Annotated in this window: 18 protein-coding genes and 2 tRNA genes; 14 read left to right on the forward strand and 6 right to left on the reverse strand. The window is 62.9% G+C overall.

What is annotated here, in order from left to right; genetic code table 11:
• Positions 1-110: 110 nt before the first annotated feature.
• The 5 genes from V7714_RS11795 to V7714_RS11815 are packed head-to-tail and all read right to left on the reverse strand — an operon-like array spanning position 111 to position 3,112.
• A complete protein-coding gene (locus tag V7714_RS11795) occupies positions 111-386 on the reverse strand; it encodes an STAS domain-containing protein (RefSeq protein ID WP_335709889.1) in 276 nt (91 codons plus the stop codon).
• A 2-nt stretch (positions 387-388) separates the two neighbouring features.
• Complete coding sequence (locus tag V7714_RS11800) at positions 389-997, reverse strand: MlaC/ttg2D family ABC transporter substrate-binding protein (protein WP_284195038.1); 609 nt, start codon at positions 995-997, stop codon at positions 389-391.
• Between the two features lie 15 nt (positions 998-1,012).
• Complete coding sequence (gene mlaD, locus V7714_RS11805) at positions 1,013-1,495, reverse strand: outer membrane lipid asymmetry maintenance protein MlaD (protein ID WP_335709890.1); 483 nt, start codon at positions 1,493-1,495, stop codon at positions 1,013-1,015.
• Positions 1,495-2,232 (reverse strand): lipid asymmetry maintenance ABC transporter permease subunit MlaE, encoded by a 738-nt coding sequence (gene mlaE, locus V7714_RS11810; RefSeq protein ID WP_308447586.1) that lies wholly within the window; start codon positions 2,230-2,232, stop codon positions 1,495-1,497. The genes mlaD and mlaE overlap by 1 nt, the downstream gene beginning before the upstream one ends.
• A 49-nt stretch (positions 2,233-2,281) precedes the next feature.
• A complete protein-coding gene (locus V7714_RS11815) occupies positions 2,282-3,112 on the reverse strand; it encodes an ABC transporter ATP-binding protein (protein ID WP_335709891.1) in 831 nt (276 codons plus the stop codon).
• A 201-nt stretch (positions 3,113-3,313) separates the two neighbouring features.
• Between V7714_RS11815 and V7714_RS11820 the strand changes: the two genes are divergently transcribed.
• The 13 genes from V7714_RS11820 to V7714_RS11880 all read left to right on the forward strand — a co-directional run bounded on the left by V7714_RS11820 (position 3,314) and on the right by V7714_RS11880 (position 21,254).
• Positions 3,314-4,723 carry a sigma-54-dependent transcriptional regulator gene (locus V7714_RS11820; RefSeq protein WP_335709892.1) on the forward strand — a complete coding sequence of 470 codons (1,410 nt, stop codon included), beginning with the start codon at positions 3,314-3,316 and terminating at the stop codon, positions 4,721-4,723.
• Positions 4,724-4,725: 2 nt separating this feature from the next.
• Positions 4,726-6,087 carry an ExeA family protein gene (locus V7714_RS11825; RefSeq protein ID WP_335709893.1) on the forward strand — a complete coding sequence of 454 codons (1,362 nt, stop codon included), beginning with the start codon at positions 4,726-4,728 and terminating at the stop codon, positions 6,085-6,087.
• Between the two features lie 59 nt (positions 6,088-6,146).
• Complete coding sequence (mshL, locus tag V7714_RS11830) at positions 6,147-8,018, forward strand: pilus (MSHA type) biogenesis protein MshL (RefSeq protein ID WP_335709894.1); 1,872 nt, start codon at positions 6,147-6,149, stop codon at positions 8,016-8,018.
• Positions 8,019-8,027: 9 nt separating this feature from the next.
• Positions 8,028-9,818 carry a tetratricopeptide repeat protein gene (locus V7714_RS11835; protein ID WP_335709895.1) on the forward strand — a complete coding sequence of 597 codons (1,791 nt, stop codon included), beginning with the start codon at positions 8,028-8,030 and terminating at the stop codon, positions 9,816-9,818.
• 8 nt (positions 9,819-9,826) lie between these two features.
• Entirely contained in the window at positions 9,827-11,512 is a 1,686-nt protein-coding gene (locus V7714_RS11840; RefSeq protein ID WP_335709896.1) for a GspE/PulE family protein, read from the forward strand.
• Positions 11,513-11,522: 10 nt separating this feature from the next.
• Positions 11,523-12,725 carry a type II secretion system F family protein gene (locus V7714_RS11845; protein WP_335709897.1) on the forward strand — a complete coding sequence of 401 codons (1,203 nt, stop codon included), beginning with the start codon at positions 11,523-11,525 and terminating at the stop codon, positions 12,723-12,725.
• The gene (locus V7714_RS11850) at positions 12,725-14,353 is read left to right on the forward strand and encodes a hypothetical protein (RefSeq protein WP_335709898.1); all 1,629 of its coding nucleotides are present in this window, start codon (positions 12,725-12,727) and stop codon (positions 14,351-14,353) included. The genes V7714_RS11845 and V7714_RS11850 overlap by 1 nt, the downstream gene beginning before the upstream one ends.
• A complete protein-coding gene (locus V7714_RS11855) occupies positions 14,350-14,964 on the forward strand; it encodes a hypothetical protein (protein WP_335709899.1) in 615 nt (204 codons plus the stop codon). The genes V7714_RS11850 and V7714_RS11855 overlap by 4 nt, the downstream gene beginning before the upstream one ends.
• A complete protein-coding gene (locus V7714_RS11860; protein ID WP_335709900.1) occupies positions 14,961-15,476 on the forward strand; it encodes a hypothetical protein in 516 nt (171 codons plus the stop codon). Before V7714_RS11855 ends, V7714_RS11860 begins: the two co-directional genes overlap by 4 nt.
• Positions 15,477-15,554: 78 nt before the next feature.
• Positions 15,555-15,630: transfer RNA gene (locus tag V7714_RS11865), tRNA-Phe, on the forward strand.
• Positions 15,631-15,718: 88 nt separating this feature from the next.
• Positions 15,719-15,793, forward strand: a tRNA-Thr gene (locus tag V7714_RS11870).
• Between the two features lie 168 nt (positions 15,794-15,961).
• Positions 15,962-20,266: a DUF3857 domain-containing protein gene (locus V7714_RS11875; protein WP_335709901.1), complete on the forward strand. Its 4,305-nt coding sequence runs from the start codon at positions 15,962-15,964 to the stop codon at positions 20,264-20,266.
• Between the two features lie 253 nt (positions 20,267-20,519).
• On the forward strand, positions 20,520-21,254 hold the full coding sequence (locus tag V7714_RS11880; RefSeq protein WP_335709902.1) for a substrate-binding periplasmic protein: 735 nt from the start codon (positions 20,520-20,522) through the stop codon (positions 21,252-21,254).
• Between the two features lie 228 nt (positions 21,255-21,482).
• Here V7714_RS11880 and V7714_RS11885 read toward each other — a convergent pair whose 3' ends face one another.
• A complete protein-coding gene (locus V7714_RS11885) occupies positions 21,483-22,283 on the reverse strand; it encodes a transporter substrate-binding domain-containing protein (RefSeq protein WP_335709903.1) in 801 nt (266 codons plus the stop codon).
• On the opposite strand from V7714_RS11885, the gene V7714_RS11890 reads away from it, so the two are divergent.
• Positions 22,282-22,497 carry a hypothetical protein gene (locus V7714_RS11890; protein ID WP_335709904.1) on the forward strand — a complete coding sequence of 72 codons (216 nt, stop codon included), beginning with the start codon at positions 22,282-22,284 and terminating at the stop codon, positions 22,495-22,497. The two genes, V7714_RS11885 and V7714_RS11890, sit on opposite strands and share 2 nt — an antisense overlap.
• The last annotated feature ends 432 nt before the right edge of the window (positions 22,498-22,929 follow it).

A 22,929-nucleotide genomic window follows, 5' to 3' on the forward strand; every position in this document is an offset into this window, starting at 1 on the left:
CATAGAGCCTGTCCCGAACAATTTCGCGGGCGAAACGGTTCACGGACAGGCTCCAGGCAATCAGCAACGGCGCCCGCAGGCGCCGATGCTGTTGGGGTGACACTAGGACATCATCCCTGCACGCTGGGCAGGAACGCCTCAACACCATACAAGGCGGCAAGGCTGGTAAGGTTGGCAGGTGGCTGCGACAAGGCAATCCGCCGCCCCTGCGCCAGCGCATCACGCTGCCAGTGCAGCAGCAGGCTGACAGCGGTGGAATCAATCTCGCTGACCTCAGACAGATCAATCAGCAATTCCGGCGCCGACAAGCTGCCGGCCACCTCCGCCTGCACCCGGCAGATCGAATCCAGCGTCAGCGCACCGCTGAGCTTGACGGTCTCAGCCATGATTACTTGGCCGGTGCCTTGGCCGACTGGGCCGCATTGCGGTCAGCCAGTGCCTTTACCAGGCCATCGATGCCATCCTTCTGGATGGTCTGGGTGAAGCTGGTGCGGTAGTTGGTCACCAGGCTCACGCCTTCAACGGTCACGTCATAGACCTTCCAGTCGCTGCCGGTCTTGCCCAGACGGTAATCGATGGGGAAAGGCTGGCCGCTGGCAGCAGATACTTCAGTACGCACAATCACATCGGTGTCGGTATCGGCCATCTTGACCGGCTTCACTTCAATACCTTGCAGCTTGTTCACACCGATGGCGGTGGAGTAGGTACGCACCAGCAGGGTACGGAACTCGCGCGACAGGGCGGCCTGCTGCTCGGGGGTAGCCTGTTTCCAGTATTTGCCCACGGCCAGCGAGGTCAGCCGGTTAAAGTCGAAGCTGGGCAGCACCTTGGCTTCCACCAGCTCGCGGAAGCGCTTGTCGGCCGGTGTCAGGTTTTCCTTCTTGATCACCTCCAGCACATCCTTGCTGGTGGTGCGCACCAGTTGCTCGGGCGCGGGGACATCGGCGGTAGCGGTCAGGCCGGCCACCAGCATCATGAAAGCAAAAAATTTACGCATTATCGTCGTGTCCTGTTATGGGGCGGGTTGTGCCTGAGAGGGATTCTCCGCAGCCTTGCTGAACATGAACTGACTGATCAGTTTCTCCAGCACGACAGCAGACGAAGTCAGTGTGATTCGATCGCCAGACTTCAACATGGTTTCATCTCCGCCAGCTTCAAGCCCTATGTACTGATCACCCAGTATGCCCGAGGTCAGGATTTCGGCCGAAGTATCGCGGCTGAACTGATAGCCCTGCTCGATATCGAGGTCCACCACGGCACGGTAGGTGGCGGAATCCAGATGGATGCCGGCCACCCGGCCCACCAGCACACCCGCACTCTTGATGGGTGCGCGGGCCTTCAGGCCACCGATATTGTCGAAGGCAGCCGTCACCCGATAGGTAGGCTTGGTGCCCCCGTTGGAAACGTTGCTGACACGCAACGCCAGGAAGGCCAGCGCGGCCACGCCCAGTATTACAAACAGGCCGACCCAGAAATCATAAACGCGGCGATTCATCAAATACCCCTAAACATGAATGCGGTCAGGATGAAATCCAGACCCAGAATAACCAGCGAAGAAGTCACCACCGTGCGAGTGGTCGCACCGGACACCCCTTCCGCAGTGGGCGGGGCATCAAAGCCCTCGAACACCGCAATAATCGAAACAGCCACGCCAAACACCACGCTCTTGACGAGGCCATTGCCCACATCGTTGAACAGATCAACCTGGGCCTGCATCTGCGACCAGAACGTACCGGCATCGACGCCGATCAGCACCACGCCGACCACGTAACCGCCCAGAATGCCCATGGCTGAGAACAACGCCGCCAGGATGGGCATGGACAGCACGCCCGCCCAGAAACGCGGCGCCACCACCCGGGCCACCGGGTTCACGGCCATCATCTCCATGGCAGCCAGTTGCTCGGTTGCCTTCATCATGCCGATTTCGGCCGTAATGGCAGAACCCGCCCGGCTGGCAAACAACAGACCTGCCACCACCGGCCCGAGTTCACGCAACAGGCTCAGCGACACCAGCACGCCCAGCGCCTCCGATGCACCAAAGCGCACCAGGGTGTCGTAGCCCTGCAGGCCCAGCACCATGCCCACAAACAGGCCCGATACCAGAATGATGACCAGCGACAGCACGCCGGTAAAAAACACTTCGCGGATAACCAGCCCAGGTCGGCGGAAGGAGGTGCCGGAATGCCACAGCACCGCCATCAGGAAACGAAAACCGAATCCCAGCTTCTCCATCGTATTGACGACAGGCTCACCCAGGCGGCGCACCCGCTTTTCCAGCCAATCAAGCACGGCGCACTCCCATCAGTTCATCGGTATACGGCTTGGCCGGGTATTGGAAAGGCACAGGGCCATCAGGCAGGCCATCGACAAACTGATGCACATAGGGCTCAGCCGAAGCCGTGATCTCAGCCGGCGTACCCTCGGCCACGATCTTGCCCTCGGACACAAAATAGACATAGTCGACTATGCGCAGCGACTCCTGCACCGAGTGCGTCACCATGATGGAGGTGGCGCCCAGTGCATCATTGAGATCACGTATCAGCTTGCCTATCACCCCCAGCGAAATGGGGTCCAGGCCGGCAAACGGCTCGTCATACAGCATCAGCACCGGGTCCAGCGCAATGGCACGAGCCAGCGCCACCCGGCGGGCCATGCCGCCAGACAGCTCTGACGGCATCAGCTTGGCAGCGCCACGCAGGCCCACCGCATTGAGCTTCATCAGCACCAGGTCGCGTATCATCGACTCGGGCAGCTCGGTATGCTCGCGCATCTGGAAAGCCACATTGTCGAACACCGACATATCGGTGAACAGGGCGCCGAACTGGAACAGCATGCCCATCTTGCGGCGCAAGTGGTACAGCCCATCGCTGTCGAGCTCATGGACCACGCGACCAGCGACACGGACCTCGCCCTTGGAAGGCTTGATCTGGCCGCCGATAAGGCGCAGCAGGGTGGTCTTGCCGCAGCCGGAACCACCCATGATGGCGACCACCTTCCCCTTGGGTATCGTGAGGCTGATACCTTTGAGTATGGTACGGCGGTCGTAGGAAAATGTTACGTTGTCGATGTCGACAAGCGAGTCGGCGGGCACGTCGGGGGAGCTCAAGGGCATTGGGGGATTCGTAATTCTAAAGTAAGCCAGCCTCAGACAACAATTTTCATGCCGGGTTCATGTTGCAATGCAACAACATGGCCTTTCGTGGCAGGCACCAAACAGGTGCGCCCAATCCGCCATGAAATACTTCAACAGCCCCACGGCCGGGTGCTAGGATTGTCGAAACTTCGACGCCCCTGCGCGCATTGGGAACGCTGAATGGATATTGCCAAGCCCGGCCTCCTGCTGGTGGACGATGACCCGCTGATACGCGACACCCTGGGCTTTGTGCTCGGCGAAGCCTTCGAGGTCCGCAGCGCTGCCAGCCGGCCAGAAGCCGTCGCGCTCGCCAGTTCGGTCGAATTCCGTCCTGCCATCGCCCTGGTCGATCTGGGTCTGCCGCCCTCCCCCCACCAGCCCGACGAAGGCTTCCGCCTGATCGTCGAACTGGCCGCCCTGGTGCCGGCCATCAAGATACTGGCACTCAGCGGCCAGACCAGCGAACACAACGCCCGCCATGCCCGCACCCTGGGCGCCATCGATTTCATTGCCAAGCCCGCCAGCCCGGACCATATCCTGGCCGCCCTGACCCGCGCCCTGAACTGGCGTGCCGCCGAAGTCACACTGGCACCACAACTGCAGGTTGCCGGACTGATAGGCCAGAGCCCCTCCATGGAGCGGCTCAAGCGGCAGATACACCAGTTTGCCAACTCGCCCTTCCCGGTACTGGTCACCGGCGAGTCCGGCTCCGGCAAGGAAGGCGTGGCGCGGGCACTGCATGCCGCCTCCCGCCGTAACGAGCAACCCTATTTGGCCCTCAACTGTGCCGCCCTGGCCGAGAATCTGATCGAAGCCACCCTGTTCGGCCATGCCAAGGGCGCTTACACCGGCGCCACCACGGCCCGTGCAGGCTATTTCGAGGAAGTCGGCGAGGGCACCCTGTTCCTGGACGAGATAGGCGAGCTGCCCCTGGGCCTGCAGGCCAAACTGCTGCGCGTATTGGAGAACGGCGAGTTCCAACGCCTGGGCGAAACCCAGACCCGCGTCAGCCAAGCCAGGGTGGTAGCGGCCACCAATCGCGATCTGCGCAAGCAGTCGCGCAGCGGCGAATTCCGCGCCGACCTTTATCACCGGCTGTCGGTGCTGGCCATAGACACACCGCCACTGCGGGAACTGGGCGACGATCGCAGCCTGCTGCTGGAGCACTTCCTGCGCCTCTACGCCCAGCAACTGGCCGTCGCCCCCTTCCAGCTCGACGCCGAGGCCAGACAGGCCTGGCTGCGCTACCGCTTTCCCGGCAATGTACGGGAACTGCGCAACATCACCATCCGGCTGCTGGCCAAGCACCCTGGCGGGCAGATAGACAAGGCCACGCTGGCCGACGAGTTCGACAGCGAACAGATGGACACCGAGGCAGCGACCACGCAACCCGACCTGGACGCCGCCATCCAGCTGCTACGCAGCCAGCCCGACTTCAACCTGGATGACTGGCTGGCCGCCTGGGAGCAAAGCTGCATCGCCGCCGCCCTGCAACTGGCAGACGGCAATATGAGCCAGGCCGCCCGCCTGCTGGGCGTCAACCGAACCACCCTGTATAGCCGGCTCGATAGCCAGCGGAAGGTAAGCTAGCCATGTACCTGGAGCACTACGGCCTGACCGAGCCACCATTCCGCATCACTCCCCACACCGAATTCTTCTACAAGGGCGCCAACCGGGGTGCCACGCTGGAGGCCCTGCAATATGCCATTCTGCATGGCGAGGGCCTGGTCAAGGTCACCGGCGAGGTCGGTGCCGGCAAAACCATGCTATGCCGGGTGCTGATGGAGCGACTGCCGGCCAATATCGACACCGTCTACCTGGCCAACCCCAGCCTGAGCAAGGACGAGATTCTGCTGGCCATCGCCGACGACCTGCACCTGGACCTGGGCACCGCCCGCGCCAAGGTCTTGATACGCGCCCTGCAGGAAGCCCTGATTGCCCGCTATGCCGAAGGCCGCCAGGTGGTGGTGCTGATAGACGAGGCCCACGCCATGCCCGAGGAAAGCCTGGAAGAAGTCAGGTTGCTGTCCAACCTGGAGCACGGCCACCACAAGCTGATGCAGATCGTCCTGTTTGGCCAGCCCGAGCTGAACGACAAACTGGCCGCCCAGCATATGCGCCAGCTGCGCGAGCGCATCACCCACGGCTTCGAGCTGGCCCCCTTGCGCCAGACCGATGTCGGCGATTACCTCATGTTCCGGCTACGCGCCGCCGGCTACAAAGGCCCGGACATCTTCACTGCCAAGGCGGTGCAACTGATCTCGGCCGAATCCGAAGGCCTGACCCGCCGCATCAACATCCTGGCAGACAAGGCCCTGATTGCCTCGTTTGCCGCTGGCCGCCACCAGGTAGACCAGGCCGAAGCCCGCGCCGCCATCAAGGACAGCGGCTTCCGCCACCGCCGACCCCTGCGCCTGGGCTGGCCCCTGGCCAGCACCGGCCTGGTCAGCCTGGGCCTGATCGCCGGCGCTACCGGCGGCCATTGGCTCACCCCCCAGGCTGCGCCTCCCGCCCGCACAGCCGCCCCGGCCGCCCAGATTCACCCCGCGCCAGCCATCACACCGCCCGCAGCAGCCCCTGCCCCCCCACCGGCCAACCCGCCAGCGACAGCGGATGCGCTGTTCGACACCCGCCTGGCACAAAGCCGCAGCGTACTGAACCAGCAAGCAGCAGGCAGCTACACCATCCTGCTGTCGGTCACCCCCCGGCAGCGCCGGGCCGAGCTGGCCGATTTCCTGGGGCAGGCTGCACGCAAGCTGCCGGCAGACAGCCTGTATCTCTACCCCACCACCACCCGCGAAGGCACGCCGCACTATGGCCTGGCCTACGGCCTGTTTACCGACCAGCGCGCAGCCGCCCAGGCGCTGGCGCAGCTACCGCCCAACCTGCAGCGCAACCAACCGATACTGCGCACCGTAGGTGGCATACGCGAAGAAATGTGGAAACAGCAATAAATCTTATAAATCAGCCATTTCCAAGCTAAAGCTAAAGTACAGGTATAGAATCAGAGCAAATGCCCTACCACGCCATGAGCCGCCACCGCCTACTCCTACTCGCCCCGCTGCTTGCTGCTGGCTGCGCCACCCAACCCATGCAGGTGGAACAGGGCCGCCATGTCGCCGCCCCCGCCGCCACACCCGCCGGCCTGCCGCAGCTGGTGGAGCGCCCGGCCTTCCTGCCCAAGCCCAGCGCCCAGAACCGCAGCGACACCTACAGTGTGGTGGTGAACAATGTCCCGGTACGCGACCTGATGTTCGCCCTGGCCCGCGACGCCAAGCTCAATGTGGACGTGCATCCGCTGATCACCGGCACGGTTACCGTCAACGCGCTGAACCAGACCCTGCCGCAGATACTGGACCGCATCTCGCGCCAGATAGACATGCGCTACACCCTGGAAAACGGCGTGCTGTCGGTGGTGCCGGACCGTCCCTACGTCAAGACCTACACGGTGGACTACGTCAACACCGCCCGTACAGCCACCGGCAAGGTCGTCATTGCCACCTCGGTCGCCTCAACCGGCGGAGCATCTGGCGGGGGCGGCAGCAATAGCTCCAGCACCGAAATCACCAATCTGTCCGAGAACAAGTTCTGGGAGCGGCTGGAAGCCAATATCCGCAGCCTGCTGACCTCCACTCGGCGGGTCACCGACGCCGAGAAATCCGAACGCGAGGCCCTGGCCAGCAAAGACGAATCGCTGCGCGAACGCGAGCTGAGCCAGCAGCGCAAGGCCGCCGAGCGGAACGAGAAGCTCGAGGCCGCCAAGATCGCCGTGCAGGCCGGCCCCGGTGCCGGCGAAGTATTGGAAAAGCTGACTGCATCACCCGCCGCCCCCTCGCCCGGTGGCAGCGACGATAGCGCGGACGACGTCTTCATCCACCCCGAAACCGGTGTCATCACCGTCAACGCCAGTAGCCGCGAGCATGCCAAGGTGCAGGAATACCTGGACCGCGTCACCGCCGGTGCCCGCCGGCAGGTGCTGATCGAAGCCACTATCGTCGAGGTGACCCTGGGCGACCAATACCAGGCCGGCATAGACTGGAGTGTGCTGAAGAATCAGGAGAACCGGCTCAACTTCAACCAGAACCTGACCGGCTCCAACCCGCTGACCTCGGCCTACGACAAGGTCAAGTCCATCACCGGCCCGCTGTCCATCCTGTCCTATACCAATACCGCCAGCAGCCTGTTCAAAGGGGCGGACTTCAACGTCACCATCAAGGCGCTGGAGCAGTTCGGCAAGACCAAGGTACTCTCCAGCCCCAAGATCATGGCCCTGAACAACCAGACAGCCGTGCTCAAGGTGGTGGACGAAAAAGTCTACTTCCAGCTGACCTACACCCCGTCCCAGACCAACGAAAACGGCACCACCACCGCCGCCACCTATACCAGCGATGTCAAGACCGTACCGGTGGGCATGGTCATGAGCGTCACGCCGCAGATCTCGGCGCAGGACATGGTCTCGCTCAATGTGCGGCCCACCATCTCCCGCATCACCGGCTACAAACCCGACCCGGCCGTGCGCATACTGGGCTCGCCCATAGACAGCATGATCCCCGAGATACAGGTCAGGGAGCTGGAATCCACCCTGACCCTGGCCGATGGCCAGGTCGCCGTGCTGGGTGGCCTGATCCAGGACAATGTCCAGACCAGCCGCAACGGCCTGCCCGGCCTGTCACGCCTGCCCTGGGGCGTGGGCGACCTGTTCAGCTCGCGCGACGACGTCGCCGGCAAGAGCGAACTGGTCATCTTCATGCGGCCCATCGTGGTACGTGACCCCAGCCTCAATGGCGATCTGTCGGCCTATCGCCAGTACCTGCCGGATGACAAGTTCTTCCAGAACGCCAAGGACGAGATGTCCGTCTTCAACAGTGGCCTGACGGCGCACTGAGGAGGCCGCATGAGTTTATTGCTCGACGCGCTGAAGAAAGCGGAGGCGGCCAAGCGCCGCAAGCAAGAGGGGACAAGCGCCAGCCCCCTGCCTACCACCACATCGCCCGCCAGTACCGAGACCGTGGCCGAGTCCGCCCCAGCGCCTGATCTACCGGCGCCCACCGAGACCGCCACGCCCGACTACCCCAGCCTTAGCCTGGAGGATGTCGTCGACGAAACCGCCACGGCCCAGCCTGAGGCACCGGCCAACCCGGCCCCGGAACCGGAACCGGAACCGGAACCGGAGCCAGAACCGGGACCGGGACCGGAACCCACCGCCCCCCCGGCCAAGGCAGATCTGCCCGAGCTTCGCTTTGAACTCCTGCCACAGCCGTCCGCAGAGCCGGTTGACGCCCCACCAGCCGCACACACTGACAGCCCTCTGCTGACGCTGGATGCCGAATACGCAAGCAGCCACGATAGCGCAGCGGCTACCCCGACAAGCGATGATCCCGCCACGGCCATCACGCAAGCCATCGCAGAGCCCATGGTGGTCGCCCCCACCGCCGCATCGGCAAGTCCGCCGCCAACCGAACCCGCCAGACCGAGCGAACCCGTGCTGGCAGCCCCCGCACCGACACCCGCCGCCCCGTTGATGCCTCCTGCTGCGCGCAGCGAGGCCCCTCCCGCACAGCTTTCGCCCGAAGCCGCGCGGCAGCTGTTCGATAGCAAGCAGAAAACCCAGCGCAGCGCCCCCTCCCCTGGGCAGCGCCTGGCCCTGATTGCGGGTGTGGGTGTCGTGGGCCTGCTGGCAGCAGGTGGCTGGCTATGGTGGCAAACCCGTGATGTCGGCAGCTTCAGCCCCGCTGCCGCCGTCCTGCCCGCACCAGCCGAACTGACAGACCCCACCACCGCAGCCATACCAGCGGCGGGCGAGTCAGCCGCCCCTACCGGCACCGAGGCAGTTGATGCTGCGGCAGCCGTTGCTGCGCCAGCCGCCGCTGCGGCAGACACCCCTCAGCCACCCGCCGCAGCGCCTCCCAGCAGCGGCCCACAGTCGGTGCTGCCTGCAGCCCCGCTGCAGCCCTTGCCAGCCGCATCGGCATCCACCGGCCAGCCCACACCAACCCAATCGGAAGTCCAAGCCGCATTGCCCGTCACCCCCAAGCCCGGCGACCGCGCCCAGGTGGTCGAGCTGCCCGCCGGCCTCGCCGCACCCGATGTCCGCTTTGTCCGCGATAACCCGCCACCCAGCATCGCCCGCAATGTGGCGCAGGGCTTCGAGGCCTTTCAGCAAGGCGATTATGGCCGCGCCGCCGAGCTGTACCGCGCCCAGTTGCAACAAGACAGCCGCAACCGCGACGCCCTGCTGGGCCTCGCCGCCGTGGCCGTCAAACGCAACCAGCTTGATGAGGCACGCAATCTATATCGCCGCCTGCTGGCCAACGACCCCAAGGACGCGCTGGCGGCCACTGCCCTGCTGAGCCTCAGCAACGACGGCGACACCGATGGCAACGAGGGCCGGCTCAAGGCTGCCGAGGCCAGCCAGCCCAGCGCCGAGGCCGCCACCGCCGTAGCAGGGCTGTTGGCCCGGCAGGGCCGCTGGCGTGAGGCACAGGAGTATTACTTCAAGGCCCATGCAACCGCCCCGGCCGAGCCCGACTACGCCTACAACCTGGCCGTTGCACTGGATGCGTTGGGCGAGGCCAGGCTGGCCAGCCAGTATTACGGCACCGCCCTCAAGCTGCGCGGCAGCAAGCCAGGCAGCTTCAACCCTGATGTGGTACGGCAGCGCCTGCAGACGCTGGAGGCGCACTAGTGGCCGAGATGCGCAAGAAACTGCCGCTGGGGGAGCTGCTGGTCCACAAGGGCGTGATCAGCCCCGACCAGTTGCGCATCGCCCTCACCGAACAGAAAAAGACCGGCACGCCACTGGGCAAGGAACTGGTCAGGCTGGGTTTCGTCTCCGACGCCACCCTGCGCGAAGCCCTGTCCGAGAACCTGGGCCAGGATTCAGTCGACCTCGCCACCATCATCCCGACCGCCAGCGCCATCAGCCTGATACCCAAGGATGTGGCCAAGCGCAACCTGATGCTGCCCATGTCGCTGGACCCCGAGACGCGCAAGCTGACCGTGGCCATGGCCAACCCCAACAACCTGGTGGCGCAGGATCAGGTACGGGCACTGCTGCGCAATGCCTACGAGATCGAAGCCATGCTGGCGGCGGAAGCCGACATCATTCGCGCCATCGATCAGTACTACGGCTTCGAGCTGTCCATAGACGGCATCCTGCATGAAATCGAAACCGGCCAGATCGACTACGCCAGCCTGTCCAACGCCGACGCCGAATACAGCCAGCCGGTAGTGCGGCTGATCGACGCCCTGCTGGCCGACGCTGTCCACCAGGGCGCCTCCGACGTCCACTTCGAGCCTGAGCCGCAATTCGTCCGCATCCGCTACCGTATCGACGGCGTGCTGCGGCAGATACGCTCGCTGCACAAGACCTACTGGCCCGCCATGGTGGTCCGGCTCAAAGTCATGAGCCATATGAACATCGCCGAGACCCGCGCACCGCAGGACGGCCGCATCTCACTGACCATCTCCGGCCGCCAGCTGGATTTCCGGGTCGCCGCCCAGCCCACCGTCTATGGCGAAAACGTGGTGCTGCGCATACTGGACAAACAAAAAGGCCTGGTCCCGCTGGATCAGCTGGGCCTGCCCGAGGACAACCTCAACCTGCTCAAGCTGATGATCGCCCGGCCCGAGGGCATCATCCTGGTCACCGGCCCCACCGGCTCCGGCAAGACCACCACGCTGTATTCCATCCTCAGCCATATCAATGAGGAAGGGGTCAACATCATGACCCTGGAAGACCCGGTGGAATACCCGCTGCCCATGATCCGGCAGACCAGCGTGACCGACAAGATAGACTTCGCCTCCGGCATCCGCTCCATGATGCGGCAGGATCCGGACATCATCCTGGTCGGCGAAATCCGCGACCGGGACACCGCCGAGATGGGCCTGCGCGCCGCCATGACCGGCCACCAGGTGTATTCCACCCTGCACAGCAACTCCGCCATCGGCGCCATTCCCCGGCTGCTGGATATCGGCGTGCAGCCCGACATCATGGCCGGCAACATCATCGGCATCGTGGCCCAGCGGCTGGTACGCAAGCTCTGCCTGCGCTGCCGCACCCCCTACGAGCCCGATCCCTTCGAGCGGATGATACTGGGGCTGGACAGCAGCGCCCCACTTACCCTCTACCGCGCCCAGGGGTGCGAGCATTGCAACAACCAGGGCTACAAGGGCCGCATCTCCGTGCTGGAAATCCTCAAGCTCGACGCCGAACTGGACGAGATGATCGCCCGTCGCGCCACCGCCCGTGAACTGCGCCTGGCCGCGCTGGCCAAGGGTTTCCGGCCGCTGGCGGATGACGCCATCCGGCGGGTGGCCGAGGGGGTGACCTCGCTGGACGAGATCTCCCGCGTAGTCGACCTCACGGACCGTATCTGAGAGGCCCGCCGTGCTTTTCAAGTACCGCGCCATCGACCAGGAAGGGCTCACCGTCCGCGGCAAGCTGGAGGCCAGCAATGTGGTCGATCTCGAGGCCCGGCTGGTCAAGCTGGGCCTGTTCCTTATCCAGGAGCAGGCACTGTCCGACCGCCCCAGCCTGTTCACCAGCAAAAAGGTAGGGCGCAAGGAGCTGATCACCTTCTGCTTCCATATGGAGCAGATGACACGTGCCGGCGTGCCCCTGCTGGAAGGCCTGACCGACCTGCGCGACACCCTGGAGCACCCGCGCTTTCGCGACGTGATCGCCAACGTCATCGAAGACATCGAGGGCGGCCTGCAGATGTCGCAGGCCATGGCCAACCACCCAGCCGTCTTCGCCCCCGTCTTCGTCAACCTGATACAGGCCGGTGAAGCCACCGGCAGGCTGCCCGACGTACTGAAAAACCTGGTGGACACTATCAAGTGGCAGGACGAGCTGGCCGCCCAGACCAAGAAACTGCTGATGTACCCCCTGTTTGTCGGCAGCGTGGTCGGTGGCGTGGTGATCTTCCTGATGACCTGGCTAGTGCCGCAGCTGGTCAAGTTCATCCAGAGCATGCAGCAGGAACTGCCCTGGAACACCCGGCTGCTGATCGCCATCTCCGACTTCATGGTGCACCAGTGGTGGGTGATCGTGCTGGCCATGGTCGGTACGGTAGCCGCCTGGGCCCTGTGGAAGGTCAGCGATCCGCGCTACCAGTTCAAGGTCGACAAGCTCAAGCTCAAGCTGCCCTTCATCGGCGCCGTGCTGGAGAAAATCATGCTGGCCCGCTTCGCCAACTATTTCGCCCTGATGTACGACGCCGGCATCGCCATCCTCGACAGCCTCAAGATCCTGGAAGGCGTCGTCGGCAACAAGGTCATCGAACAAGGCCTCAAGGATGTGCGCGCCCAGATAGGTGAAGGCCAGGGCGTGGCCGCCAGCTTCGAGCGGGTGCGGCTCTTCCCGCCGCTGGTCATACGCATGCTGCGGGTGGGCGAAAGCACGGGCGCGCTGGATAAATCGCTGCAGAACGTCAGCTACTTCTATAACCGCGACGTCAAGGAATCGATAGAGAAGGTGCAAGCCCTGATCGAACCCGCCATGACCGTGCTGCTGGGCTTTATCCTGGGCTCGGTCATGCTGTCCGTGCTCGGCCCCATTTACGACCTGCTGACCAAGATCAAAACCTGATGGCCATCACGCGCTATTACCTGTTCGTCACCGATACTGGCCTCACGCTGTGGCAAGGCGATGCCGCCCACCTGGCCGAAGCCGTGCGCTTCGAGGCCCATCCTGCCGGCGTGGCCGAGTTCGAATTGCTGGTCGCCAGCCAACCCAAGGCGCAGTGGCATGTGGTGCTCGACCTGCAGGAAGAAGACTACCGGATCGAGACCGTACCCCACGTCAACGCGCGGGATCGCGCCATGGTCATGCGCCGCCGGCTGGATCAGCTCTACCGGGAATCGCACTACCGCAGCGCCACCCTGCAAGGCCGCGAGCCCGACGGCCGGCGCGACGACAGGGTACTGTTCGCCGCCCTGACCAACCGCCTGCCGCTGGACATGTGGCTGCAGCCCCTGGTCAAGCGCGACGCCCAACTGGTCGGCGTCTACTCCATCGCCCTCCTCACCGCCCGCCACCTGCGCAAGGTAACGCACATTCCCCCGCGCGCCCTGGTGGTCAGCCGCCAGGCAGGTAGCGGCCTGCGCCAAAGCTACCTGGCCGAGGGCGGGCTGCGTTTCTCCCGCCTTACCGTGCTGGAAGGCGACGACCACGAAGCCCTGGCCAACCAGTTGGCCGCCGAAGCCGCCCGCGCCCGCCAGTTCCTGGCCAGCCTGCGGGCCGTAGACCGTACCGAAGCCCTGCAGGTAGTCATGCTGTGCAGCACCACCGAGCAAGCCGCCCTGCGCGCCGCCTGCCCCGATACCGAGCTGCTGCACTATCACTTCATGCCAGTGCATCAGGTCGCCCATGCCCTGGGCATCACCGTCGCACCCGAGCAGGCCACAGCCGAACCCTTCTGGCTACGCTTCGTCGCCAGCAAGCGCCCCGGCAACCAGTACGCCACTGCCGATCAGCGCAAGCCCCATACCGCCTGGCAGATAGGCCGCGCCCTACGCTACCTGTCCGTCGCCATCCTGGTGGGCACGCTGGCCGCCGGCGCCGTCATCACCCGCCAGACCAGCGCACTGGAGCAGCAAAGCCAGGTCAACGAACAGCGGCGCCAGGCTGCCGAGCGCCTGTTCGCCGCCAATGTGCCCAATCTCAAAGAGGGCGAGCTTACCCCCAGCGGCATGAAAAACGCCGTCAATGCCTATCGCACGCTGGTAGAGCAATGGCCCGCCCTGGAAGGCGCCATGCGTGATGTCGCCACCGTCATGGCCCGCTTCCCCATGGCCGAGCTGGACGAAATGGGCTGGCTGGTCGGCAGCAACCCGGCCGAACTGCCCCAGGGTTTCGCCACGCCCGGCCAGACGCCCGCACCCGTACCCGCCGCCGACCCCAACGCCGTTGACGTCAATGGCATGCCGCTCGCCCCACCACCAGGCAAGCGCTATGTCATCGTCGCCATCAAGGCCAGGCTGCTGGGCTACGAAGACCGCTACCGCGAGGCCCTGGCCCTGGTAGACCAGATAGCCGCCGCCTTCGTCCTGCGCCCCGACGTAGTCGTCGAGAAAATCACCCTGCCCATCGACATCCGCCCCGAAGCCAGCGTCAAACTGGGGGGCGACAGCGCCGAGCAAGTGCTGGGTGCCCCCTTCAGTCTCAAGTTTGTCATCCCGCTTACCCCACCCACGCCTGCCGAGGCCACCTCATGAGCTGGCAGACCCGAGACCTGCGCCGCATCCGCCTGCCCCTGATCTACACCGGCCTGTCATTGGCCTTCTGCGGCCTGGTGGTAGGCGGCGCCTGGTGGCTACGGCAAGCCGCCCTAGAACAACAGATGCAAAGCGATGCCGTAGCCATTGAGGCCGAAACCCGCGCCGCCGCCGCAGTGGCAGACAGCCAGGACATCGCCACCTACCGGGCCGCCTACACCAGCCTGCAGCAACGCGCCGTCATCGGCCCGGAGCAGCGCCTGCCCTGGGTGGAGTACTACACCGCCCTGAGCCGCGCCGGCAACCCGGCCGACCTGAGCCTGGAGATCGCACCACGGCGGCCGCTGGAAGACCCACCCGATGCCACCACGCTGGAAAACCTGCAGTTCTACGCCAGCAAGCTCACCCTGGACACCAAGCTGCTGCACGAAGTCGACGCCCTGCGCATGCTGGACAGGTTGCGCACCGTGCAAGGCGCCGCCATCGTCCGTCAATGCGCGCTCAAGCGCAGCGATGGCACCGGCTCCGCCCGCCCCTTCCTGCTGACCATGATCTGCGAGGGCGACATCATCACCCTGGACACGCCACCCGCAGAGGCCATCCCGCAATGAAGCTGCCCGCCACCCTCCTAGCCCTCTGCACCTGCCTGCCGCCCGCCCAGGCCGCCACCCCGGGGGATGGTCTGGGCCGCCTGTTCTTCAGCCCCGCCGAGCGCATGGAGCTGGACCGCATACGGGTCGGCATACAAGACAGCGCCGACGCCTCCCGCACCGTCAGGCTGGACGGCATCGTCCAGCAGAACAACCAGCCCCCCGTCCTCTGGATCAACGGCACCCGCTACCAGGGCCGCGATATTGCTGGCGCCAGCATCGCCAACCGCAACCTTAGCGCCAGCACCCTGGTGGTCAGCATGCCCCCGCCCCAGGCCCGTGACATGGTGTTGAAGGTAGGCCAGACGCTGGACCCCGCCGGCGGCAACCTGCGCGAGGTCTATCAACGCCCCCCGCAAGAACTCAATCAACTGCTGCAGCTGCTGTCCCGCCGCAGCGGCACAAGCCAACCTCAAGCCACTGAAGCAAAAGACAAAAAACCCGCCAAGCCGGGCCAAACGAAGCAACCCTGAGCCTCGCCACATAAAAACTTTGCACACAGACGCTTGACGCCCTGCCGGCTTTCCTGTTTAATGCGGCCTCTCAACGCAGGCCAGTTAGCTCAGTTGGTAGAGCAGCGGATTGAAAATCCGCGTGTCCGTGGTTCGATTCCGCGACTGGCCACCAAACACCCCAGACGGCCTTCAACACTGAAGGCCGTTTGTCCTCCAAGGCCTGATACGCACCGCCCGGTGCCGATCACATCCAGATGGAAGCCCATGTAGCTCAGGGGTAGAGCACTCCCTTGGTAAGGGAGAGGTCGGCAGTTCGAATCTGCCCATGGGCACCAACTAAACAGCCATGGCCAACCACACCGAACGGGCTTATGCCGCTTCGTAGTGTTTGTACTTCATGCCCACCCGCTCCCGCTAGAGCGGGTTTTTTGCATTTGATAATGCATCATTGAACCAAGCGCCCCATATCGTTACCGCCAGCGCACCGCCTGACCATACCTATCATGACATTACGATTCCTTATCATCGCCTTCCTATTCAGCCTCTCAATCTGCCTGCCCGCCTGGTCGGCAAAGCCTGCGGCCGCCAGTTATAGCATTGCCTCTCCCATGCCCGCCTGGGTGCAACCATTGGCCGATATCCCCGATACCCAGCGCACCGAACCTGTCGTGGTCCGGCTGGCTGAAACTCAGGTTCATGTCGATACGGTCACCAGCGTCCTCGTGAACCGCGCAGTACAGGTCAACGACCGCAGTGCCCTCAAGCAGATAGGCCAGTACGGCATTAGCTACAACCCCGCCTACCAGAAATTGCAGCTGCACCGGGTCGCCCTGCTACGCGACGGTCAGCTTCAGGATCGCACCAACAGTGTCAATGTTCGCCTGCTGCAGCGCGAGGAAAAGCTCGAAAGCAACATCTATGGTGGCGAAGCCACCTTGCAACTGCTGCTCGAAGACGTCCGCCTGGGCGACACGCTCTGGTTAACCTACAGCACCCTGGGTGAGAACCCGGTTTTCAGTCCACGCTGGTCCGACATCTACTCATGGGATATCGACCAGCCCATTGCGCTGCGCCGCCTCACCGTGCTGCATCCCATCCAGCGCAACATCCAATGGCAGCAGCTGGGTGATTTCCACGAAGCCCGCCTCACGCCGCACATTGATCAGATCGGCACCTACAAGCGCCTGCGGTTTGAGGGCAGAGATCTGGAGCCCGTTGCCTATGAGCCCAATACACCAACCGACTATCTCGGCATCCGCCTGCTGGCCTTCACCGAGTATCAAAACTGGCAGCAGGTTGCCCTCTGGGCCCATCAACTCTTTCCCAAGGCCCGCCCCAGCCCCGCTCTGGTCAGCCTGGCCAAGCGATTCGACAAAACCAGCCCACCCGCCGAGCGGGCCGCCGCAGCGCTACGCTGGGTGCAGAATGAAATACGCTACTTCAGCGTTTCACTAGGCCAGAATTCCCATCGCCCGCAGGCACCTGAAATCGTGCTGCGCCGTCGCTATGGCGACTGCAAGGACAAAAGCCAACTGCTCATCGCCCTGCTTGGCGAACTCGGCATTGCCGCCCGCCCCGTGCTGCTGTCCGCCCAAGCCCCCAAGCTACCGGGCAAGGTGCTGCCGTCACCACAATGGTTTGACCACGCCATCGTCGAAATTCAGCTGCCCGGTCGCAATTACTATGTTGATCCAACCCGCACCGGCCAGGCCTCACCGATAGATCTGATACCCACAGCCATACCCGGCGCCATGGCACTGATCGTAGACCGCGATAGCACCGGTCTTACGACCCTCCCCGAACTAACACCAGTCGGGCCGCTGTACGAGCACATTGACACCCTGATTCTGACCAAGCCCGAAGCCGATGCCAGCCTAGAAGCCCGTCTGATCTACCGCAGCGGCCATGCCGATTGGGCACGCGCGACCTTCCCGGTCATGTCGGCGGGCGAGCTCAAGAAATCCCTGCTCTCCCTGTATGAGAAAACCTATCCCGGCATCCAGCAGCAATCCACACCCACGCTGCAGGATCACCCTGCGCAGAATCGCTTTGAAATTACGGCGCGTTACACCATCCCCAAGCCAACCACCAACAAGGATGGTCGCTACTACGTCGCGTACAACACCCAGATCATCAAGGACAGCCTGGTCATACCTGCCAAGCTGGTACGCAACTTCCCGCTGGCAATCAGGATGGCGAACCACCACACCCGCTATCGATTCAACCTGCAGTGGCCCGATACCATACGCACCAACGGCCAGCCGGCAATCCGGGTGGCGAACAATCCTTATTTTGAAGTGCGCGAGGAGTTCCTGCAGCAGGGCAACCTGGTGAGCTACCTGCTCGATTACCAAGGCAAGGCAGATACTGTGGCCGCGCACAGCGTGCCAGACTTGCAAGCACAGGCAGATCGGCTGGATGAATTCGGCACCGGCGCCTTCGGCATGGCCACCGATGACTTCCAACCCAGCCCCTTTGCCAACGACAGCTATCGCGAACTGGATCTCGCGCGCAACTTGGTGCGGCTAGGCCAGACCCTAGCGACCATCAAGCAGGATGATGGCAATGCCGCCAGCTATGCAAAGCGCTGCGACGATCTGATACTGTTCGTGCAATTGAGCGACTACCATCTGGACGGCGCCGCCAGTGTGGGTCGCGCATTTCGAGATGAGTTACGCAAGGCCCAACAGAGCCCTGATATCCAACACTGCCTGGCCCGCCTCGCCTTCGCCCTGGGCACACACCCCGAGAGTCGTGATCTCTTCCTGGCCAGCGGCACACAGCCGGACGAGAATATCGCCACACGCGAACTGGCATGGTCTTATTACTATGCCGGCGATATTGCCCAGGCCCTTGCCACCATCTCACGCTATCGGCAGGGCCGGACCGAAGCCAAGCAAGGTGCATGGCAAGCCCACGCCCTGCTCGACACCATTGCGCTTTACCAGCGGAGCAATCACCCCCTGCCAGCCGAGGCACTGCAACAGGCCAGCAGCATCCCCGACGGTCCCTGGCCCCGCCCCATCCTGGCCATGCAGGTCGGCATACTGACGCCCGACGACCTGCTCAAGCTCGCCAGCAAGCTACCCGCTGACGCACGTGCAATAGCACTGACCGAATCGTATTACTATATCGGCCAGCACCACCTGGCCGCCAACCAAACCGAACAGGCCAGAGCCGCCCTGCTGCGCATAGGCGTAGAAGGCATACGCAGCTCAGCTATTTATCAGCAGGCCAAGGTCGAGCTTGATCGCCTCACAGCTACCAGCACAGCATTCCAGGCCGCCACGTCTGCACTTAAAGACAAACATTACGACCAAGCCCTACCCATACTGCGCAAAGAGGCCGGGGCCGGCCTGGCAAGGGCCCAACTGGCACTAGGCGCCCTGCACCACTACGGTATTGGCGTCCCCAAGGATCAAACCGAAGCCGTCCGCTGGTACCAGATGGCGGCCGCCCAAAATGTCGCCGAGGCGCAGAATCGATTGGCATTCGCCTACGAATCCGGAGCAGGCATCGCTCAGGATGAGGTCAAGGCAATCGAGTGGCTGCAGCGTGCTGCACAGCTCGGCGATCCTCATGCACAGTACAACCTGGCGTATCGCCACAGTTACGGCGACGGTATTGCACAAAACCAGGAACAGGCGCTGCATTGGTATCGGCAAGCCGCAGAGCAAGGGCTCGCAGCAGCACAGGCCGCCCTAGGCTATCGTTACCGCGAGGGGCAAGGCCTGCCTAAAGATAGTCGGCTTGCCCTGCAATGGAGCCAACGCGCCAGCAGCGGCGGCGACCCGGGTGGCAAGTACCTACTGGGCTACCACTACTTTCATGGCCTCAACGTCGACACCGATTTAGCCAAGGCGCTCCAGCTCTATCGCGCCTCAGCCGAGTTAGGCTATGGCGATGCACAGTTCGACCTCGCCCGCTCACTTGAAATGGGCCTGGGCATCAAACCCAATCAGGTCGAAGCATTGAAGTGGTATGAGACCGCAGCCAAGAACAACGTTGTCGGTGCACATTCCGCCATCGTCCGCGTGCGCCTCCTCTACGGCATAGGCAGCAAGCAAGAAGTGATAGCCGCCATCCAGTTGCTGGAGCAGCAAGCCGAAAAAGGCGAAAGCGTGGCCCAATTCAGCCTTGCCGATATGTTGGAGCAAGGCCATGGCGTGAAACCCAACCAAGCCCTGGCCAACACCTACTACCAGCGCGCTGCGGACCAGGGATACAACCTGGCCATGCGACGCATGGCCCACGCCTATCATGATGGCAAAGGCCTCAGCAAAGACATGACGAAGGCCATGGTCTGGTTCAAGAAGGTGGCAGAGCAAGGCCTACCAGCAGATCAATTCAAATTGGCTGAGCACTATCACTTATGCAAAGAGCACACGCCCGACTATGCACTAGCCGCTCAGTGGTACCAAAAAGCCGCAGACCAAGGCTATCCGCGGGCGCAAAACAACCTGGGAGACCTCTACGAAAAAGGCCTGGGCGTCGCACAAGACCCCGCCAAGGCACGAGCGCTCTATCTGAAATCGGCCAGGCAGTATCAAGCCCTCGCCTTTCTAAGCCTCGGCAACCTATATGAACAAGGCCTGCTAGGGCAGCCCGATCTGGTCCTGGCGTGGGCCTACTACCGCATAGAGGAAAAGATCCGCGCCCCCCAAGACCCACCACCGAAAGATGGTCACACGGCTCGGTTAACACCTCGCCTCAGCGCCACAGAACTGGCCGCAGCCCAGCAGCTCGCCAACTGGCAGCCTGGTCAACCCTTGCCCGGCGAGGTGGCACCCAAGGTCACAGCCCAATAAGCCAAGCGAGTTGCGCCACATGGCCTGCCATCACCCTGCCACCACAAGGCAACAGGAATCCACGCAACCGCCAGTCCGGAGGTGAGCAGCTAACCTATCGCAGCCCCCTCCCCGCCAGCGTGTCGAACAGGCGCCGTCACATACCGCCGCAGTAGCGCCAAGTAGCTATACTTCATGCGTGCGGATAAATCATCCATGGCGTATGTGGCCATCAACGATATAGCCACAAATCCTGAGGTTGCGAGGAGGCAGCATGGTTACGTTACGTCATTGCCTGTTGCTGATACTGGCCATGCCCACCATGGCCGCAGAAGTGGTGAATGCCTACAACACCTACTTGTCACAACCTTTCGTCTTGGACAAGGGCGGGATGGCCGCCGACGTGGTCGCCTATCTGAATAGCAAGCTGAAAGGCCGTTACCTCTTTGTGCTGCAGTCCATGCCGCGCGAAAGGCTGAATACGACCATCATCCATCAGCCAGACTTCAAGGGCATCGTGCTATTCATGAGCCCGCGCTTTGTAAACGACATCAACATGTCGCGCTATAGATGGTCCATCCCCTTGATGGAAGATGCGAACGCCGTACTGTCCCACCCCGCTCGAAAGATCGAATACACCGGCCCGGACTCACTGAAGGGCAAATTGTTCGCCGGGGTATTGGGCCATCGGTATGTGGACTTGGACGACCGGTTCGGCAAGGACATACACCGCGAGGACGTCGCCTCGGAACTGGCCAACCTGAACAAAGTCGCCGCAGGGCGCTGCGATGTCACCATCGCCCCTCAGACCATCTACCGCTACTTGATCAACAAGCATGGGCTACAGAACCGCTTGTATGTTTCCACCCGCCCCCACATCAGCTTCAGCCGCCATATCCTGGCCGCCAGGCATGAAGAGGAACTGGTCGCTGCGCTTGATGAGGTCTTGGTAGCAAGCAAAGCAGACCCTGCCTGGCAGGCCATCCTGGCTAGATACAGCCTTCAATAGCATTGCCATATCTGCCCACCACCTGGATGCCATAAGGGTGCCAGGGGGTTTGTACTCCATGCAGCGAAGTGCAGCGGCTGGCACCCTGCGAGAGCAGACACGCACCGCAGACAGCCCATGGCTAGGGCAAACTCCTGCAACTGCGCCAACTGGGTTTGCTTGGCAGCGCGAAAAGCAAAAAGCCCGGCGCAACTACGCCGGGCTCTGCACATCGGGCCAAGCTCTCGCTCAAGCGCCGCCTATCTTGAAGAAGCGCGCCAACGGCACCGAAGTCTCCGGCCCGAACCAGCGCTGGAAGATACGGGCGGCCTCGCCGCTTTGCTCGGCCTCGATCAAGGCCTCGTTCACCAGCTTGATCATGCGCGGCTCGCCTTTACGCACCGCCATGCCATAGGCCTCGGTGGAGAGCGAGAACACCGATATCTCGTACTGCTGGCGATTCGGCAACTTGGCCAGCAAGCCCCCCAAGGCCGGCTCATCGGCCGTTACGCCATCAATCTTGCCGCCCTGCAAAAACCCCACCGCAGCATTGGTGTCATCCATGGAGACCAAGGTAGCCTTGGGGAACAGCTGCTTGAACTGCGCTTCCGAGGTCGTCCCCCGCGCCACGCCTATGCTGCCCGTCTCCAGTGCCTTCAGGTCGGCGAAACGGCCCTTGCGTGCCAGCACCTTCTGGCCGGTGACAAAATAGCCATAAGAGAAATCCACCTGCCGCTCCCGCTCCACCGTCTTGGTCAGCATGGCGGCGATCAGGTCCACCTTCTTGCCGCGCAGCAGCTCTATCCGCTGTGCCGGGTCGAGGTTCTGTACCACAAACTTCACTCCCAGCTTCTTGGCGACCAGGGCAGCCATATCCACGTCGTAACCAGAGATGGTCTTGTCGCGATTCTGAAAACCGAATGGCGGTGCATCGGCATTGGTACCCACCACCAACTGGCCACGGGCGCGGATGTCATCCACCAGGTCAGCCTGGGCCGTCAGCGACAGGGTCGCAATTACAAGATAAGAGATAAGGCTTCGAGTCATCATGGCTATTCCGTCTAACAATCCAAATAAAAAAACGGCCGCAAGACAATGTCCGCGCAAGCCGCTTATCCCATTAGCATGCCATTATCCGCTTGGCATGTATGCTGCGGTTTACCCTGCCCTCAAGGCGAAATTTTTCCAGCAACACCTGCTGGTGACGGAAGAAGGCTTATCGCCCCCCCCCAAAAAATCGGTGTTGCTTCGTATGCCACTATAGGCAGAAATCGATCTATCGCCGCCCAGATCCCACCCAGATCAGAAATCGCGCAAGCGTCAGATCAACGAACGCCCTGGCGACCAGGCAACAAAGCACCCGCCTTCCAAGGGGCCGTTATGTCCTTGAATCATAGAATATTGCTGCCCATTCTAATGAGGACAGGCATTAGTGATACCACCGCCACGCTCCAGGCAATATGGGCTTCCAACGCAGCGACGAGGACAGGGTAGAGGTGGATGCCATCAGGGAAAGCCTACTACTTAAGGCTGCAGGGGTCTCCCCTGCGCCTATTCAGGCACTTCCGATCATTGATGATTTGGCTTCATAACAGGCGCCGAGGCCTGCTGGGCGAGCCAGGCAGTCATCCCCTCGCCACCCCACCCAGATGGAATAGCTACTAGGCAAAAGGGGAATACTGCCAAGCTGCGCGGC

Origin of the sequence: Chitinimonas sp. JJ19, from assembly GCF_036961565.1 — a bacterium.
Lineage (GTDB): Bacteria > Pseudomonadota > Gammaproteobacteria > Burkholderiales > Chitinimonadaceae > Chitinimonas.

Coding starts and splice junctions, on each gene's coding strand:
- V7714_RS11795 (WP_335709889.1), bottom strand. CDS start 386: ATGGCTGAGACCGTCAAGCTCAGCGGTGCGCTGACGCTGGATTCGATC.
- V7714_RS11800 (WP_284195038.1), bottom strand. CDS start 997: ATGCGTAAATTTTTTGCTTTCATGATGCTGGTGGCCGGCCTGACCGCT.
- mlaD (WP_335709890.1), bottom strand. CDS start 1,495: ATGAATCGCCGCGTTTATGATTTCTGGGTCGGCCTGTTTGTAATACTG.
- mlaE (WP_308447586.1), bottom strand. CDS start 2,232: ATGGAGAAGCTGGGATTCGGTTTTCGTTTCCTGATGGCGGTGCTGTGG.
- V7714_RS11815 (WP_335709891.1), bottom strand. CDS start 3,112: ATGCCCTTGAGCTCCCCCGACGTGCCCGCCGACTCGCTTGTCGACATC.
- V7714_RS11820 (WP_335709892.1), top strand. CDS start 3,314: ATGGATATTGCCAAGCCCGGCCTCCTGCTGGTGGACGATGACCCGCTG.
- V7714_RS11825 (WP_335709893.1), top strand. CDS start 4,726: ATGTACCTGGAGCACTACGGCCTGACCGAGCCACCATTCCGCATCACT.
- mshL (WP_335709894.1), top strand. CDS start 6,147: ATGCCCTACCACGCCATGAGCCGCCACCGCCTACTCCTACTCGCCCCG.
- V7714_RS11835 (WP_335709895.1), top strand. CDS start 8,028: ATGAGTTTATTGCTCGACGCGCTGAAGAAAGCGGAGGCGGCCAAGCGC.
- V7714_RS11840 (WP_335709896.1), top strand. CDS start 9,827: ATGCGCAAGAAACTGCCGCTGGGGGAGCTGCTGGTCCACAAGGGCGTG.
- V7714_RS11850 (WP_335709898.1), top strand. CDS start 12,725: ATGGCCATCACGCGCTATTACCTGTTCGTCACCGATACTGGCCTCACG.
- V7714_RS11855 (WP_335709899.1), top strand. CDS start 14,350: ATGAGCTGGCAGACCCGAGACCTGCGCCGCATCCGCCTGCCCCTGATC.
- V7714_RS11860 (WP_335709900.1), top strand. CDS start 14,961: ATGAAGCTGCCCGCCACCCTCCTAGCCCTCTGCACCTGCCTGCCGCCC.
- V7714_RS11875 (WP_335709901.1), top strand. CDS start 15,962: ATGACATTACGATTCCTTATCATCGCCTTCCTATTCAGCCTCTCAATC.
- V7714_RS11880 (WP_335709902.1), top strand. CDS start 20,520: ATGGTTACGTTACGTCATTGCCTGTTGCTGATACTGGCCATGCCCACC.
- V7714_RS11890 (WP_335709904.1), top strand. CDS start 22,282: ATGGCTATTCCGTCTAACAATCCAAATAAAAAAACGGCCGCAAGACAA.
- V7714_RS11885 (WP_335709903.1), bottom strand. CDS start 22,283: ATGATGACTCGAAGCCTTATCTCTTATCTTGTAATTGCGACCCTGTCG.